The sequence below is a fragment of the Staphylococcus kloosii genome (genome assembly GCF_003019255.1).
Taxonomy (GTDB): domain Bacteria; phylum Bacillota; class Bacilli; order Staphylococcales; family Staphylococcaceae; genus Staphylococcus; species Staphylococcus kloosii.
Genome location: NZ_CP027846.1, coordinates 2,540,953 through 2,555,002 on the forward strand (window position 1 = coordinate 2,540,953; position 14,050 = coordinate 2,555,002).

Here is a 14,050-nt window from a genome sequence, read left to right on the forward strand (position 1 = left end):
ATTGCCATTTTTTCATTTCCTATATTAAAAATAAAAATGAACTAAACAGTTAAATGAATAACACCGTTGGCTCCATTACCTTTAACTCACTTTTATTTTGAGCAAGACTCCTGCCGGAATAGAAAGTGTCTCGAGACTACAGGCTCGAGCCTTTCCCGTAGGAAAGCACAGCTCAAAATATATTATTTTCACACCCTTCCTTATTAAAAATAAATATGAGGGAAAGAGTTAAACGAATTACACTGTTGGCTCAATTCCCTTTAACACACTTTATTTTGAGCAAGACTCCTGACGGAATTGAAAGTGTCTCGAGACTACAGGCTCGAGCTTTTCCCGTAGGAAAGCGCAGCTCAAAATATATTATTTTCACACCCCTTCCTTATTTAAAATAAAAATGAAGGAAACAGTTAAACGAATTACACTGTTGGCTCCATTCCCTTTAACACACTTCTATTTTGAGCAAGACTCCTGACGGAATTGAAAGTGTCTCGAGACTACAGGCTCGAGCCTTTCCCGTAGGAAAGCGCAGCTCAAAATATATTATTTAAAAACCAAAAAAGCCAACCAACGCGTTTAAAATCACGTTAGTCGGCTTCTTCATTGGGAGTTAACCCCAAGACTTAGAATTCTAATAATTACTATATATTAAAATTTGTCTTTTAGATCATTAGCTTTGTCTTTCGCTTGATCTTTAACTTCTTTTTGCTTATCTTTATCATTCTTAACTTCGTCTACTTTATCTTTTGCTTGGTCTTTAAATTCGTCAAATTTACTCATTATAAATACCTCCTAAAAGTTTGGATATATAGTTCTACCACCTAAAAACTTTGGTAAACACTTTTTTTACGATAAATTTTAGTTTTTTATAAATTAACAAGTCTTAACCTTTCCAAACATAACATTCATAACATTTCAGAGGATTTATAAATTATCGCTGTTTCTTAGTTTCTTTTAGTTTAAATGATAATAAGAAACCAATAATAGTTACACATGTAGCAACGATAAATGAAATATTAACACCATGCACGATACCTTCTTGCCCTTTTGTTGGGTCGACAGCTAATGACATAACCGTTATAAATAATGCCGTACCTAGAGCACCTGCCATTTGTCTAAAAGTATTGTTCATCGCCGTACCATGCGAAATTAAGTGTTGCGGTAATTGGTTAATCGCTAACGTCGTCATAGGCATCATAACCATCGCAATTGAAATCATTCTAATCGTATTCATTATAGTTAGATATGTGATACTTGTATGCGACGTCAAGAACGTAAATGGCAACGTCGATAAGGCTAGCAATAATAAACCGCCACGAGCCAACCATTTACCACCAAATTTATCGAATAAATATCCGGTAATCGGGTTAAAGAGACCCATAACAATTGCACCTGGTAATAATACTAAACCAGATTGTAATGGCGTTAAATGCAACATGTTTTGCATATATAACGGTAATATAATGTTAGTCGCAATCATAACCGCAAATACAAACATCCCTAGCACAGTACCTATTGTATAAATGTTATATGAAAATACTCTAAACTCGAGCATAGGCTCTTTTAGATTTAATTGACGTTTAATAAATATGACTAATGCAATAATACCAACGATTAGAGAAACAATAACGTGCCAGCTCGTAAATCCAGCTTGACTCACCGTACTAAAGCCATATAATATACCACCAAAACCAATCGTAGATAATACGACAGATAGTTTATCAAGTTTAGGATACGTTAATTCTGTAACGTTTTTCAATAAAATATATGCAGTAATAATATTAATGACTGCGATTGGCAGGATAACGTAGAAGACACTTCTCCATGTGAAGTATTCGACTAAAATTCCTGATAACGTTGGCCCGATTGCTGGAGCAAATGCAATCACTAAACCAAATAGTCCCATTGCAGTACCACGTTTTCCTTCAGGGAAAAGTAAAAATAATATTGTTTGCATAAGTGGCATCATAATACCCGCACCAGCGGCTTGAAGAATTCTACCTATTAATAATGTGAAGAAATCTGGTCCAAAGGCACAAATCAAAGTACCAACAGTAAAGACGCCCATTGCAGATAGGAATAATTGACGAGATGTAAAACGTTCAATTAAAAATGCGGTAACTGGAATCATAATACCATTGACTAGCATAAAGATTGATTGCAACCATTGAACGGTACTATTGTCCAGATGTAAATCTTTCATTATAGGTGGTAACGCCGTTCCTAATAAAGTTTGGTTTAATATTGTTATAAATGCCCCTGATAATAAGACAATAAATAACGGTATATTTTTCTTTAAATCAAACTTTTCTGTTTCAGACAAAGTAATCCCTTCCTTCAATAAGTTTAAATATTTATTTGTAAAAACTTAAAATTTCATGTGTAAATAAATAAGACCGTTCATCTTACTTCATATAAAGTAATCCGCACGATCCATTATCAATACACGCATTCGAATGCATTCATCTTTAGTTACAATTGTTATAATTTAACACTTATACCATCGCAAGTCCACTTAGTTGCTTGCTATTGTTATAAAAGTATAATTTTCAGAAATTCAATTAAATCTAAATCTCCAATTATTGAGCTAGGTTGACAATTGTATAATTACTTGCTATAAAAAGTATATTATTACAATTGGAGATGATGATATGTTGCACATAAATGCTACATCTTTAATACAAAGCAACTAAATAAATGCTTTGTTAATCATTCCTCTATTCACAAAGCATTTAAATAACTTACAATAAATTCGTTTTGTGAAAGGAAGAACAACATGGAAACTAAAATATATCCATATCAATTTAACTATATAAAAAACAATGTAGCACGTTTGTTAAACGTCTATAATTCTGTGAATGACCAACGTACTGTTGCCGCTATCCAACAAACGACAAAGGAAGATATTTTACAATCTTTCCCTAATGGTGACGAGACAATAACACAAGCCGTTGAGAGCTTAATGAACGTTCAGTTATCTAGCCTACAAGCCGAAAAAATATTAGATACTTTCAGTACTTACGTTACACCGTTTAAACACCCTAGTAATAAGCAAGTAGAAAAAGTGTTTAAAAAGGTTAAGAAATTAAAGACACCATTGATTAGTGATGAAGTATTAAAGGAAAGTACTTATGTAGGATGGAATGAAATATCTTCAGGACGCAAATATATTATTTATTATGACGAACATGATAAATTAACTGGATTTTATGGCGATATTTCAAATCAAACAGTAAAAGGTTTTTGTTCGATTTGTAACAAAGAATCTAATGTCGCATTATTTATGCGCAAAACACATTCATCAAGTGATGGACGCTATACTAAAAAAGGCGATTACATTTGTTTCGATAGCACACGTTGTAATCGTCAAATTACAGATTTGACTCATTTTTATAAGTTTTTAGACAAAATTAAATCTTAATAACACGTAACAATAAAAACACCTAACTACAAACTAATACTGTTGTAGTAGGTGTTTTTGTTATTTATCTAACTTCGCAAATATGAGATGAATTTATTAATTGCTGCATTGTTATTATCTGGTCCTTTAGTAATTGCCGTAAAATAAATATAATAATCAAATGGCTTCCCTATTGGCACAGTTTCAATAGAACCATTCATAATAAATGGATCATCCTCAATAATCAGATTAGAAACAATGCTAATCCCTAAGCCTTCCGATACTGTTCTAATTAATACACTTGGGTTATTCGTTCGAAATACTATTTTTAATGGTCCATTTTCATCCTCGAACGCCTTCAAATTATTTTGATAAAAGCTACGATCATATAATACAAATGGATATTGTTGAATCTCCTCTAAATTCACTTCTTCTTTAAGCGCTAACTTTGATTTTTTCGGGACAATTAATTTAAATCCACTCGACTTATTTAAAGAATGTAATTGTAAGCCGTCATCAATAGATTCGTTATCTCTTATACCTATCAATCCTATATCTACTTCATTTTGTTGTACTAAACGTGCAATTTCATCTTTATCACTTTCAAAAATTTTCACATTAATATGCGGATAGTCTTTATTAAACTTAGACAAGGCTTTTGGGACAACTTTGTTAAATAAGGTAGGAATTGTCGCTATAGTAAGAGAACCATTAATATGAGCCTTCATAGCATCTACTTCGTCTAATAAATGATGTTGCGCTTCTAAAATTTCAATAATATATGGGATTAAATGTTTACCGTCTTGAGTAGGTAAAGTCCCCTTTCGCGACCTATTAAATAGTTTATAACCTAATTCTGTTTCTAAGTTAGCAATAGATTGGCTCATCGCAGATTGACTTATATGCATTGCTTCTGCCGCATAAATAATCGATTCAGTTTCATATATCTTTTTAACATAACTCAATTGTTCAAAATTCATAGCTTCACCCTTTTATATCAGTTTTACTTATATAAATATCAGAAATTCTAATTATACATTAATATATTTTAACTATTATAATAGTTATTGGTTTAGAAAAACAATATAAAAATAAAGGACGGTCTTACACTATGTACGATAAACTCTGGACTAAGGATTTTATCTTCATAACTATAGTTAACTTTTTAATGTATCTTATTCATTACACATTAATAGTTACAATTACAGAATTTACTATAGATAAATATCATGCATCTGAGAGTATGGGCGGTCTTGCCGCAGGTATATTTATTATCGGTATGCTATTTGGGCGTCTCGTTTCTGGACGAATAATCGATAGTTTACAGCCTAAAAAAGTATTACTTGGTGGCATTATATTTTCTATTATTACAGTAGCACTATATTTTGCTATTAATAGCATTGCTATATTAATGCTCGTACGTCTACTACATGGTTTAGCATTTGGTTTTGCTTCAACCGCCACTGGTACAATTTCTTCAAGAATAATACCAGAAGAGCGTAAAGGTGAAGGTATCGGCTATTATGCATTAAGTGTTACTACTGCTTCAGCGTTTGGACCATTTTTTGGTATACTAATCAACCAACATTTAGGTTTCCAATCTAATTTCTTAGTATGCTTAGTAGTTATTATTGTGGCATTTCTATTTGCTATTATGATTAAAAAACTACCTCAAATTAATGTAAGTCAAGATATTGAGGATGCATCTAATAAAGGACTAAGTGCATATATTCAAAAAGAAGCATTGCCTATATCAACAGTGATTATTTTAGTAGGTGTAGCATATTCTAGTATATTATCGTTCTTAACTGTTTATACCGCACATATTAATTTAGCAACGGCTTCAAGTTTCTTTTTCATCGTCTATGCGGTAAGTACATTTGTAACAAGACCATTTACCGGAAAAATTTATGATGAATATGGTGAAAATAAAATTATGTACCCTGTGCTTATCAGCTTTATTGTCGGACTCGTATTGTTAGGTTTAACACACGGTAGTGTATTATTGCTTATTTCAGCAATATTTATTGGTATAGGGTATGGAACTATTATTCCAAGTGCACAAGCAATTGCCATACAACAATCGCCAAAAGATAAAGTTGGCTTAGCAACTTCTACGTTCTATATGTTTACAGATTTTGGTGCCGGCATTGGTCCATTCATATTAGGTATCCTTATCCCGTTTGTGGGCTATCGTTATCTATATATACTTATGGGCGTATTAGTAATTATCGCGCTTATAGGTTACTACTTCTTACATGGTAAAACTGCTAAAAATAACCGTGAATATTAAAAAATCACAAAGTAAAAGACCTTCGATATTAAGTGTATCGAAGGTCTTTTCATATTATTGTTCAAGATTTAACGCAGCCGCCACTTGTTGTTGTCTACCTTCAAAATCCATTTGCTGTTGATCTAGTGTTGCGCCACTTTCAATAAGTTGCGTGACATTGTCAATTTGGAACTGCCATCCAGTAAAGTCTAACACGATGTGTGGAAACTCAAACGGCAAATATTCCGTAAACGTTAACCTTGTTTGATTATCTTGTTGCTGCAAATCAAACTTTACGTTACCAATATCCCATGTGAACCCGATAACCTTATCTTCAACAAAATCAGTTATCGTCATCGTTTGGTTTGCTGTTGCTTCATCCATGACAAATTGCATTTTACCCTGAGGTTTACGCTCTTCAATCACTAACTGTGGAAACCATTGTTGTATGCCTTCCGTTGTACTTAAATAATGAAAAACAGTTGCAACACGGTCATTGATTTGTGTAGTGATTGTTTGGCTTACGCCCTCGTTACTTTTATTATAACTGACTTCCATATTTACGCCCTCGCTTAACGATAAAAGTTATGAAATTTAATCATTCGATAATTTATTCGCTAACGCCTCTTTAACAGATTGATTCTTCATTTTATAATACACCAAAATTAAGAAAATAAACCATATTGGTGTTAATAGTACACCACTTCTTGTATCAGGTGTAACAGTTAAAATAATTAGTACGAAAATAAAGAATACTTGAACGAAATAAGCCATTAGCTTACCACCAGGTAATTTAAAGCTATTTTTCTTATGCTCTTCTGGTTGGTTCTTAGTGTATTTAACATAAGCATGCATGATAAACATCCAGTTAATAATTAATAACACTGTTGATAATGACGTTACATAGAAAAAGACTTGCGTCGCATTAGGAATAAAATAATTTAATATAACAGTTACGCCTAATAATAAACATGTCACTAAAATGGCTACGAAAGGTACACCTTGTTTATTTTTTAATAACAATAATGTATGCACTTGTTTTTTATCTGCTAGTCCAAAAAGTATTCTACTATTAGCAAATATACCACTGTTACAAGAAGACGATGCTGCAGTAAGCACTACGAAGTTAATTATGCCTCCTGCGAATGGGATACCAATTAAGGCAAATAAACTTACAAATGGACTATCATCTGGACTAATATGATTCCAAGGAATAATAGACATAATAACTGCCAATGCACCAACATAGAATATAAGTATTCTGATTGGCACGTTATTAATCGCTTTAGGAATTGTATTTTCTGGATTTTTAGTTTCACCAGCAGTAATACCTACGATTTCAATACCAGTGAATGAAAATACAACCATTTGGAATGACATTAAAAATCCGGATGCGCCATGTGGGAAAATACCATCATGTTTATATATATTATCTAAGCCCGTATAACCATAATGTGTATGAAATGCAAAGACCATCATAATAATACCCACTACGATTAAGGCAATAATTGTTACAACTTTTATAATTGAGAACCAAAATTCCAATTCACCAAAAACTTTCGTACTCGTTAAATTTAAAATCATTAATATCAAAATACATGAGAGTGATGTTATCCAGTTTGGTATATCTGGCAACCAATACTCTACGTATTTAGCTACGGCTGTAATTTCAGCCATACCTGAAGTAATCCAAGTTAACCAATAAGTCCATCCTGTTAGAAATCCAGCCAATGGCCCTGATTGATCGTGAGCAATATCTGCGAATGTTTTGTATTCGGTATTTGCTACAAGCATCTCACCCATTGCTCTCATAAACATAAATAGTACAAAACCAACAATAATATACGTTAGTAAAATAGACGGACCGGTTAAACTAATCGATTGACCGGCACCTAAAAATAGACCTGTCCCTATTGCGCCACCAATGGCAATAAGCTGAATATGTCTATTACTTAACTCTCTGCTTAATTGATTGGACATAAATTTTCCCCATTTGTTTATGTATTTTAGCATTAGTTTCAAATATCATTAGTTCAAACCCCTTTTTCATGAACTAATTTTTATTTCATAAACATATCTGACTTAATGCTTGATTGTATGATATTCTTTTTCTCTACAAATTTCAATTGTTTATATAATCAATAATATTTTTGTTTGTTTAAACATTTTACTACATATTAATAAATAATTTACTTACAGATTTATTGAATATAGCAATCTATTTCGATATATATTTGAAAACAAAATTGATACTCTCTATAATTGTTAATTAATAAAGGGGGCATTATATTTTATGAAAGATAATATTTATGGAAATACACCATGTTTTTTAGATAGTAAGAATTTATCAAAGTCACAAGATTTAGATACTGACGTTATTGTGTATGGTGTGCCTTTTGAAGGTGAAAGTACTTGGGGTGACTATACAGGCGTTGAACTAGGACCTAAACAAATTCGTGTATGTTCTGCACGTTATAGTCAATATTTACCTGAGCTAAACCATATAGATGTAAGCGAACATTTATCTATGGGTGATGTTGGTGATGTTCCTTTCGTCGCGCATGATAACAAGCAAAGTTATGAGAATATTGAGAATTTTGCATATAATTTATGGCAACAAGATAAATTTTTAGTGGGCTTTGGTGGTGAACATGGCGTTACCTACCCTATTCTCAAAGCACTAACTAAAACAAATAAACGTGTAGGTATTATTCATTTAGATGCACATTATGATAATATGCCTGACTATGATGGTGAACTTTATGCACGTAATACACCATTTATGCGCTTATATGAAACCGAGGGTATCAGAAATGAAAGCATTATACATACAGGTATTCATGGTCCACGTAATAAACCTGAAACTGGTAAATATGCTGAAGAAGCGGGTGCTATCACTTTAACAATTAACGACATTAGATCATCTACAAACTTAACACAATTAGCACGTGATATTTATGCACAAGCAAGTAAAGATGTAGATGTCGTCTATTTAACAATTTGTAGTGACGTTCTTGATTTTGCTTTTAATCCAGGTGGTCCAGTGGACGGCAATGGCGTTACATCTTACGAATTACTAACATTAATACATGAATTTGGTAAATTAGGTCTTTGTGGAATGGATTATGTTGAGGTATATCCAATGCAAGACGCCAACCAAAATTCTGCTCATTTTGTCTCTACTGCTGTACTATACGTACTTGCAGGCCACGCGAAATACTTAGGCAAAGCCTAATAACACGGGGATGTGATGGTTGTGTTTAAGAACTTTAGTAAAGTATTTAAATCAATTGGACCAGGAATGATTATTACCGCTTCATTTATTGGTCCAGGTACTGTTACTACAATGACCCAAGGGGGCGCAGGCTTTGGTTATAGCTTGTTGTGGGCAGTAGTGTTCTCTATTATTGCAACAATCGTCTTACAAGAAATGATTATTCGCCTATCCTTAGTAACGAGAGAAGGATTAGGAGAAGCCGTGCAAGAATTATTTGCACATAAAATAGGCAAATTTATTTTAGTTTGGTTTACATTAATCGCAGTGACTTTAGGGTGTGCCGCATACATAAGTGGTGACTTGCTAGGTACCTCTCTGGGTGCTGCATATTTATTACATTTACCTTCACATGCAGTAGCTCCTGTGATTGGTATTATTATTTTATTAATCGGTCTATTTGGAAATTATCGCTTTTTAGAAAGAATAATGATTGTACTAATGGTTATTATGGGGATTATTTTCATAACGACTATGATTGTAATTAAACCTGACATAACAGGTGTCTTGAAAGGTATTTTTGTACCAACGATACCGAATGGATCAATTATTACTGTTATTGCATTAATTGGTACAACGGTAGTACCTTATAATTTCTTTATTCACTCTACTGCCGTACATGAACGTTTTAAAGACCTTAGCGAATTAAAATTTGCACGTTGGGATACTATTATTTCAATTGCTGTGGGTGGTATTATTTCAGTGGCAATTTTGATTTCGGCCGCTACGTTAATTAAAGGTAAAGAGGTATCAAGCATTATCCAACTTGCCGATCCCTTAAAACCAATTTTCGGAGAATTTGCACCATTCATTATTAGTATAGGGCTATTTGCAGCCGGACTATCATCTGCCATTGCTTCACCTACTGGGGCTGCTGCTACAATTAGTAGCTTACTCGGTTGGGAAAAAGGTATGAAAAGCAAAAAATACAAAACCGTATTTGCAGCTATCATACTTATCGGTATTATCACGTCAGGATTAGGCTTCGAACCAATCCAAGTCCTACTCGTTGCTCAAGCATTGAATGGTATTATCCTACCGATCGTAGCAATCCTAATCTTTATCGTTATTAACAAAAAACAACTTATGGGCAAATACGCCAATAACATATGGCTAAATATTTTAGGTTTTATAGTTGTACTTATCGTGTCATTTTTAGGCGTTTATAGCTTGATTGATGCAGTTACGAGTATTTTTTAAGTAGTTACTTTTTATCTGAACATAAAACACAATCATATATCATAAATGGGAGAAGGGATAAATTCATTATTTAAGTCGAATTTATCCCTTCTCTTTTATTTGAATTTTTATAAGTAATTATAAGCCATTAAATTCTTTGAAATGAACCATTAATAAACTCTTATTTATATTATTTTTTGTTAATAAAGTAATACCTTTTCAATATACCCCAACAAATTGTAATGTGTTGTTTAAAAAATAATATTTACATACGGATTCTCTTTCATCCACACTTTAATTTTCTCAATACATTTATATATATTGACTCTTTGCCCTATTCACTACTACGAATTCTAATTGTCCATATTGACCGTGTAACTCTTTTTCAAACTTTATATTACTATTAATAATTCTTTGGACATATTTTACATAAGTTAAACCTTCTTTAGTTAATTCCATACCGTACTTTTTGTATATTTGCTTTCTATAAATATTATAAAAATATAATAAAAGTCGATTGCAAATAAGATTGCCCTAATTGAAAAACTGATATATAATAAGTGAAATTAAATTTAAGAAGGTTTTTATTATGGAAACATTATTGAAAGGAAAAAATGCACTATTTTTAGGTCTATTAAATCAGTTCAATATTGTTTTTTGATTTTAACGAATCTTGAATTAACAAGACCTTAGGTGTAAGTTCTTATGCAGCTAGAAGAGCAATAGATATTATCGCTGCTGTTAATGTAGCAGCAATTGTTGGTTTAATTGGTGCAGTTACAGGTGCTGGTGTTATTGGAGCAGGTATATTGTTTACTGCAAAAAGACTTATTAAAAGGTTTGGTAAAAAATACGCTGCATCTTGGTAAAATTTATTCATAATTGAAAAAGAGAGCAAGTTTTTCTTGCTCTTCTTTTTTTAAAAGAGGTATTACTTCATATGCTAAAAAACTTAATAAAATTGAATTCTAGAAAAATTAAAATGGGATCGAATTTAAATATTTTTCTATTGATAGTTAGCTTGTTAGTTTTTCTTTTTATTTTAATGTCGGTGTTTTTTTCTTATTTTCTTAGAGACTATCTCTTGACTATAATAATAGCTTTGTTTTTATCCCAATATAATAAACCGTTATTTGTTAAATCATTGATTAATAATACTTTTTTTCACTATTATCAAAGTAAGAAGACTATGAGGAGATACATATTTTTTGAATTAATAAAAAATAATCCATTGTTACTTTTACTAGTTCTATTCTTATTAATAGAACTAATTTTTTCAATATACTTTTTGGATATCAAAGTCATTTTAGCAATAATAATTAGTTTGCTTCTATCATTTAATATGATTTCCAAAAATTTTGTGATTAATAAGTATATTAAAATAGCTAATTATATTTCTTGTTCTTTGGTTATTATTTCATTTTTGATACCAAATCTTTATATTATAAGTTGCGTTACATTCGTTTTATTTATGCTTTTTTATATAAATATTAATAATATTGAATTTAACAAGAAAGAGTTTAAACATACTATAAAAAGTAGAGAAATTAATATTAAAAACAAAGAATTCCTTTTTAGTTTGCTTTTCTTAAAAAGGAAAAATTCAAACACGACTTATGTAACATTATTAATAGTTCTTATATTTATGTTTGTTGGACAAAAATTAAATTTCATACTAGATTATACATTTCTAATTGTTTTTCTATATATAATAGAAGTAGAACTTATATCAGATTTGAATTTTAGTAGTTTATCCAAAACAACAGCGAAATTTTATGCTTATAATTTTTCACCTTTGTCTTCGTTAAAAAAATTTATGTTAAGTTTGTATTTTTCTTACTTCATTTTATATTCTCTTATGCTATTAATAGCAAGCTTATTAATTTCATATGTTGCGAATTTTTCTTTAATATTAAACTTCTTTGTAATTACCCCGTTACTTTGGATGATAGGCGTATTTTATTTTATTGGAGAGAAAATAACAGTACAAAAAAAGAAAAATCCCAATAATTTCTTGAGTCAATATTTTATTTTCACAATAATAATACTTTATTTAACTTTAAAAAAATATTTATTGAAAATTTGAGGTACTTATTATGAAATTAAGAGTCACGGAATATCTAACTTTTTCATTAATGATATTGCTATTAGGCATATCTCTTTTTATGCTTATGTCTTTATTATTTTCAGGAATTAATTTTTCACGAACTAATGAGTTGAAAAATATTAATTATGGATTCGGCTATGCTCAAAAGATAATGCTAAATAACATGTTAAACTTCGCCCAATATTTTATATTTTTTTTGATTTCTCCATTTTTAATAATTATTGATTTGGCAATTACAGTTTATCAAATATATATTAGTATCCAAATTAGAGGTGTCAGTAACACTTTTTCACTTTTATGGGCTCATGCTAATTTTGAAATCCCTAACATGCTTTTATATATGTGTCTGTCTTTTAAATCATTGAGAGTGTTTTTAGCATCCAAAAAATTACATTCTTTAATAGACTTTTGGAAAGAAAACAAAAAATTATATTTTTTGAGTCTACTATTAATTATATTTGCAAGTTTTATCGAAGGTATGGTGAATTAGATGGTTGAAATTAAATGTGATAAATGTAAAAAGATATATAATAATAATACTATATTAAGTGATTTTACTTATGACTTTGTAGATAATGTGTATTTTTTAAAAGGAAGAAATGGTAGTGGGAAAAGTACTTTATTACGCTTATTAACAGGAATAGAAAAACCTACTTCTGGTAAAGTTAAAAACAATGCTAAAAATATTTTATTTCTTACAAATGAAGGAATCGGACAAAATTTTTTAACTATTCAGGAAAATATAGAACTAACTTTTTCCATACATCAACTTAAATTGGATAAAGATATCAATTACAATATCTCTAAATTATATGACAAAGCACAATTAGATACTTTATATGAAAATGCTTCTTTAGGAATGACTTTAAAAATCGGTTGCACATTACTTTTCAAAACACATTATTGGGATTTAATAATAATTGATGAAACATTTTCTAATATAGATAGAGAGAGTCAAAAGATTCTACTAGATCAAATTAATATTTTGGCTCAGCAAGGTAATATATGCGTAATAATCACTTCTCATAATGATATTATGGAAGATTATCAAGGATCATATAAAATAATAAACTTATAGTTAGAAGGAGTAAGAAAATGAAAACAATTAAAATATTGTCACTTTATATCATTAGTATGATTCCTTATTTAGCATCAAGTTTACTATTATTCTTTGCATTTACGTATAGTGATCCGACCATTACTAGTCAAGTAAACTCAATTAAAGACACATTAAGTATGACTGACAATCAATTATATTTTTTTATAGGCCTAATAGTTTTGATTTTTAATGTTCTTATATTTTTCTTTACATTTTTTGTATTGAAATTAATAGTTTCTTTATTTGATAGAGATAGAAAAGCTAAAGACAAAGATTTGTTCTTTTCTTTATTGATAGGTTACACTATCGCTAATTTGGCTACTTTAATCATTAATGACTTCTTTAATGTTTCATTTAATACATTAAGCTACATTATACCAATTGTAGATTTAGTTATATTCATAGTATTATACTATTTATTCAGCAAATTAAAAAGCATTACAATTGTATTATTCATTATAAAACTTATAATAATTGTAATAGGATTTTTTATTAAATAGCTATCGGAGAAGTCAGGCTATGTATATGGAATTCTTTTTTACTTGGCCAAATTAATATAAGTGAAAAATAATCTGACAGCGACTTAACCAATACACCAAAAAAGCCCGATAACTACGGACATAGTTATCGGGCTCAGTGTTTACTATGTAAATACTCTACTTGTTATTTGTTAGGTGGATTAATTATATCTACTTGAAAATCTATAAGAATATTTGAAGTGA

General features: G+C 30.4%; 13 protein-coding genes. 8 read left to right on the forward strand and 5 right to left on the reverse strand.

Annotated features, from left to right (window positions below):
* Positions 1 to 645: 645 nt before the first annotated feature.
* Together C7J89_RS13505 and C7J89_RS12695 are read right to left on the reverse strand one after the other, a co-directional pair.
* Positions 646 to 777 (reverse strand): hypothetical protein, encoded by a 132-nt coding sequence (locus C7J89_RS13505; RefSeq protein WP_258027137.1) that lies wholly within the window; start codon positions 775 to 777, stop codon positions 646 to 648.
* Positions 778 to 928: 151 nt separating this feature from the next.
* Complete coding sequence (locus tag C7J89_RS12695) at positions 929 to 2,320, reverse strand: MDR family MFS transporter (RefSeq protein WP_061855419.1); 1,392 nt, start codon at positions 2,318 to 2,320, stop codon at positions 929 to 931.
* A 453-nt stretch (positions 2,321 to 2,773) separates the two neighbouring features.
* Here C7J89_RS12695 and C7J89_RS12700 point away from each other — a divergent pair, with 453 nt between their 5' ends.
* Positions 2,774 to 3,418, forward strand: coding sequence for a FusB/FusC family EF-G-binding protein (locus tag C7J89_RS12700; RefSeq protein WP_103295781.1), 645 nt, complete (start codon positions 2,774 to 2,776; stop codon positions 3,416 to 3,418).
* A gap of 68 nt (positions 3,419 to 3,486) precedes the next feature.
* Here C7J89_RS12700 and C7J89_RS12705 read toward each other — a convergent pair whose 3' ends face one another.
* A complete protein-coding gene (locus C7J89_RS12705) occupies positions 3,487 to 4,377 on the reverse strand; it encodes a LysR family transcriptional regulator (protein WP_103295782.1) in 891 nt (296 codons plus the stop codon).
* Positions 4,378 to 4,508: 131 nt separating this feature from the next.
* On the opposite strand from C7J89_RS12705, the gene C7J89_RS12710 reads away from it, so the two are divergent.
* Positions 4,509 to 5,690 (forward strand): MFS transporter, encoded by a 1,182-nt coding sequence (locus C7J89_RS12710; protein ID WP_061855422.1) that lies wholly within the window; start codon positions 4,509 to 4,511, stop codon positions 5,688 to 5,690.
* 54 nt (positions 5,691 to 5,744) lie between these two features.
* Here the strand turns inward: C7J89_RS12710 and C7J89_RS12715 are convergent, their stop codons facing one another.
* On the reverse strand, positions 5,745 to 6,227 hold the full coding sequence (locus C7J89_RS12715; RefSeq protein ID WP_103295783.1) for an SRPBCC domain-containing protein: 483 nt from the start codon (positions 6,225 to 6,227) through the stop codon (positions 5,745 to 5,747).
* A 36-nt stretch (positions 6,228 to 6,263) separates the two neighbouring features.
* On the reverse strand, positions 6,264 to 7,649 hold the full coding sequence (locus C7J89_RS12720; RefSeq protein WP_061855424.1) for an amino acid permease: 1,386 nt from the start codon (positions 7,647 to 7,649) through the stop codon (positions 6,264 to 6,266).
* A gap of 313 nt (positions 7,650 to 7,962) precedes the next feature.
* Between C7J89_RS12720 and C7J89_RS12725 the strand changes: the two genes are divergently transcribed.
* The 6 genes from C7J89_RS12725 to C7J89_RS12755 all read left to right on the forward strand — a co-directional run bounded on the left by C7J89_RS12725 (position 7,963) and on the right by C7J89_RS12755 (position 13,828).
* Complete coding sequence (locus tag C7J89_RS12725; protein WP_103295784.1) at positions 7,963 to 8,904, forward strand: agmatinase family protein; 942 nt, start codon at positions 7,963 to 7,965, stop codon at positions 8,902 to 8,904.
* Between the two features lie 15 nt (positions 8,905 to 8,919).
* Positions 8,920 to 10,143 (forward strand): Nramp family divalent metal transporter, encoded by a 1,224-nt coding sequence (locus tag C7J89_RS12730; RefSeq protein WP_172459015.1) that lies wholly within the window; start codon positions 8,920 to 8,922, stop codon positions 10,141 to 10,143.
* A gap of 710 nt (positions 10,144 to 10,853) precedes the next feature.
* Positions 10,854 to 10,991, forward strand: coding sequence for an uberolysin/carnocyclin family circular bacteriocin (locus tag C7J89_RS12735; RefSeq protein WP_233432458.1), 138 nt, complete (start codon positions 10,854 to 10,856; stop codon positions 10,989 to 10,991).
* 1,227 nt (positions 10,992 to 12,218) lie between these two features.
* On the forward strand, positions 12,219 to 12,719 hold the full coding sequence (locus tag C7J89_RS12745; RefSeq protein WP_103296154.1) for a hypothetical protein: 501 nt from the start codon (positions 12,219 to 12,221) through the stop codon (positions 12,717 to 12,719).
* Positions 12,720 to 13,307 (forward strand): ATP-binding cassette domain-containing protein, encoded by a 588-nt coding sequence (locus tag C7J89_RS12750; protein WP_103296153.1) that lies wholly within the window; start codon positions 12,720 to 12,722, stop codon positions 13,305 to 13,307. It begins immediately after the preceding gene.
* 17 nt (positions 13,308 to 13,324) lie between these two features.
* A complete protein-coding gene (locus C7J89_RS12755; protein WP_061855429.1) occupies positions 13,325 to 13,828 on the forward strand; it encodes a hypothetical protein in 504 nt (167 codons plus the stop codon).
* Positions 13,829 to 14,050: the final 222 nt, after the last annotated feature.

Coding starts and splice junctions, on each gene's coding strand:
- C7J89_RS12705 (WP_103295782.1), bottom strand. CDS start 4,377: ATGAATTTTGAACAATTGAGTTATGTTAAAAAGATATATGAAACTGAA.
- C7J89_RS12745 (WP_103296154.1), top strand. CDS start 12,219: ATGAAATTAAGAGTCACGGAATATCTAACTTTTTCATTAATGATATTG.
- C7J89_RS12750 (WP_103296153.1), top strand. CDS start 12,720: ATGGTTGAAATTAAATGTGATAAATGTAAAAAGATATATAATAATAAT.
- C7J89_RS12700 (WP_103295781.1), top strand. CDS start 2,774: ATGGAAACTAAAATATATCCATATCAATTTAACTATATAAAAAACAAT.
- C7J89_RS12755 (WP_061855429.1), top strand. CDS start 13,325: ATGAAAACAATTAAAATATTGTCACTTTATATCATTAGTATGATTCCT.
- C7J89_RS12715 (WP_103295783.1), bottom strand. CDS start 6,227: ATGGAAGTCAGTTATAATAAAAGTAACGAGGGCGTAAGCCAAACAATC.
- C7J89_RS12720 (WP_061855424.1), bottom strand. CDS start 7,649: ATGTCCAATCAATTAAGCAGAGAGTTAAGTAATAGACATATTCAGCTT.
- C7J89_RS13505 (WP_258027137.1), bottom strand. CDS start 777: ATGAGTAAATTTGACGAATTTAAAGACCAAGCAAAAGATAAAGTAGAC.
- C7J89_RS12710 (WP_061855422.1), top strand. CDS start 4,509: ATGTACGATAAACTCTGGACTAAGGATTTTATCTTCATAACTATAGTT.
- C7J89_RS12725 (WP_103295784.1), top strand. CDS start 7,963: ATGAAAGATAATATTTATGGAAATACACCATGTTTTTTAGATAGTAAG.
- C7J89_RS12730 (WP_172459015.1), top strand. CDS start 8,920: ATGGTTGTGTTTAAGAACTTTAGTAAAGTATTTAAATCAATTGGACCA.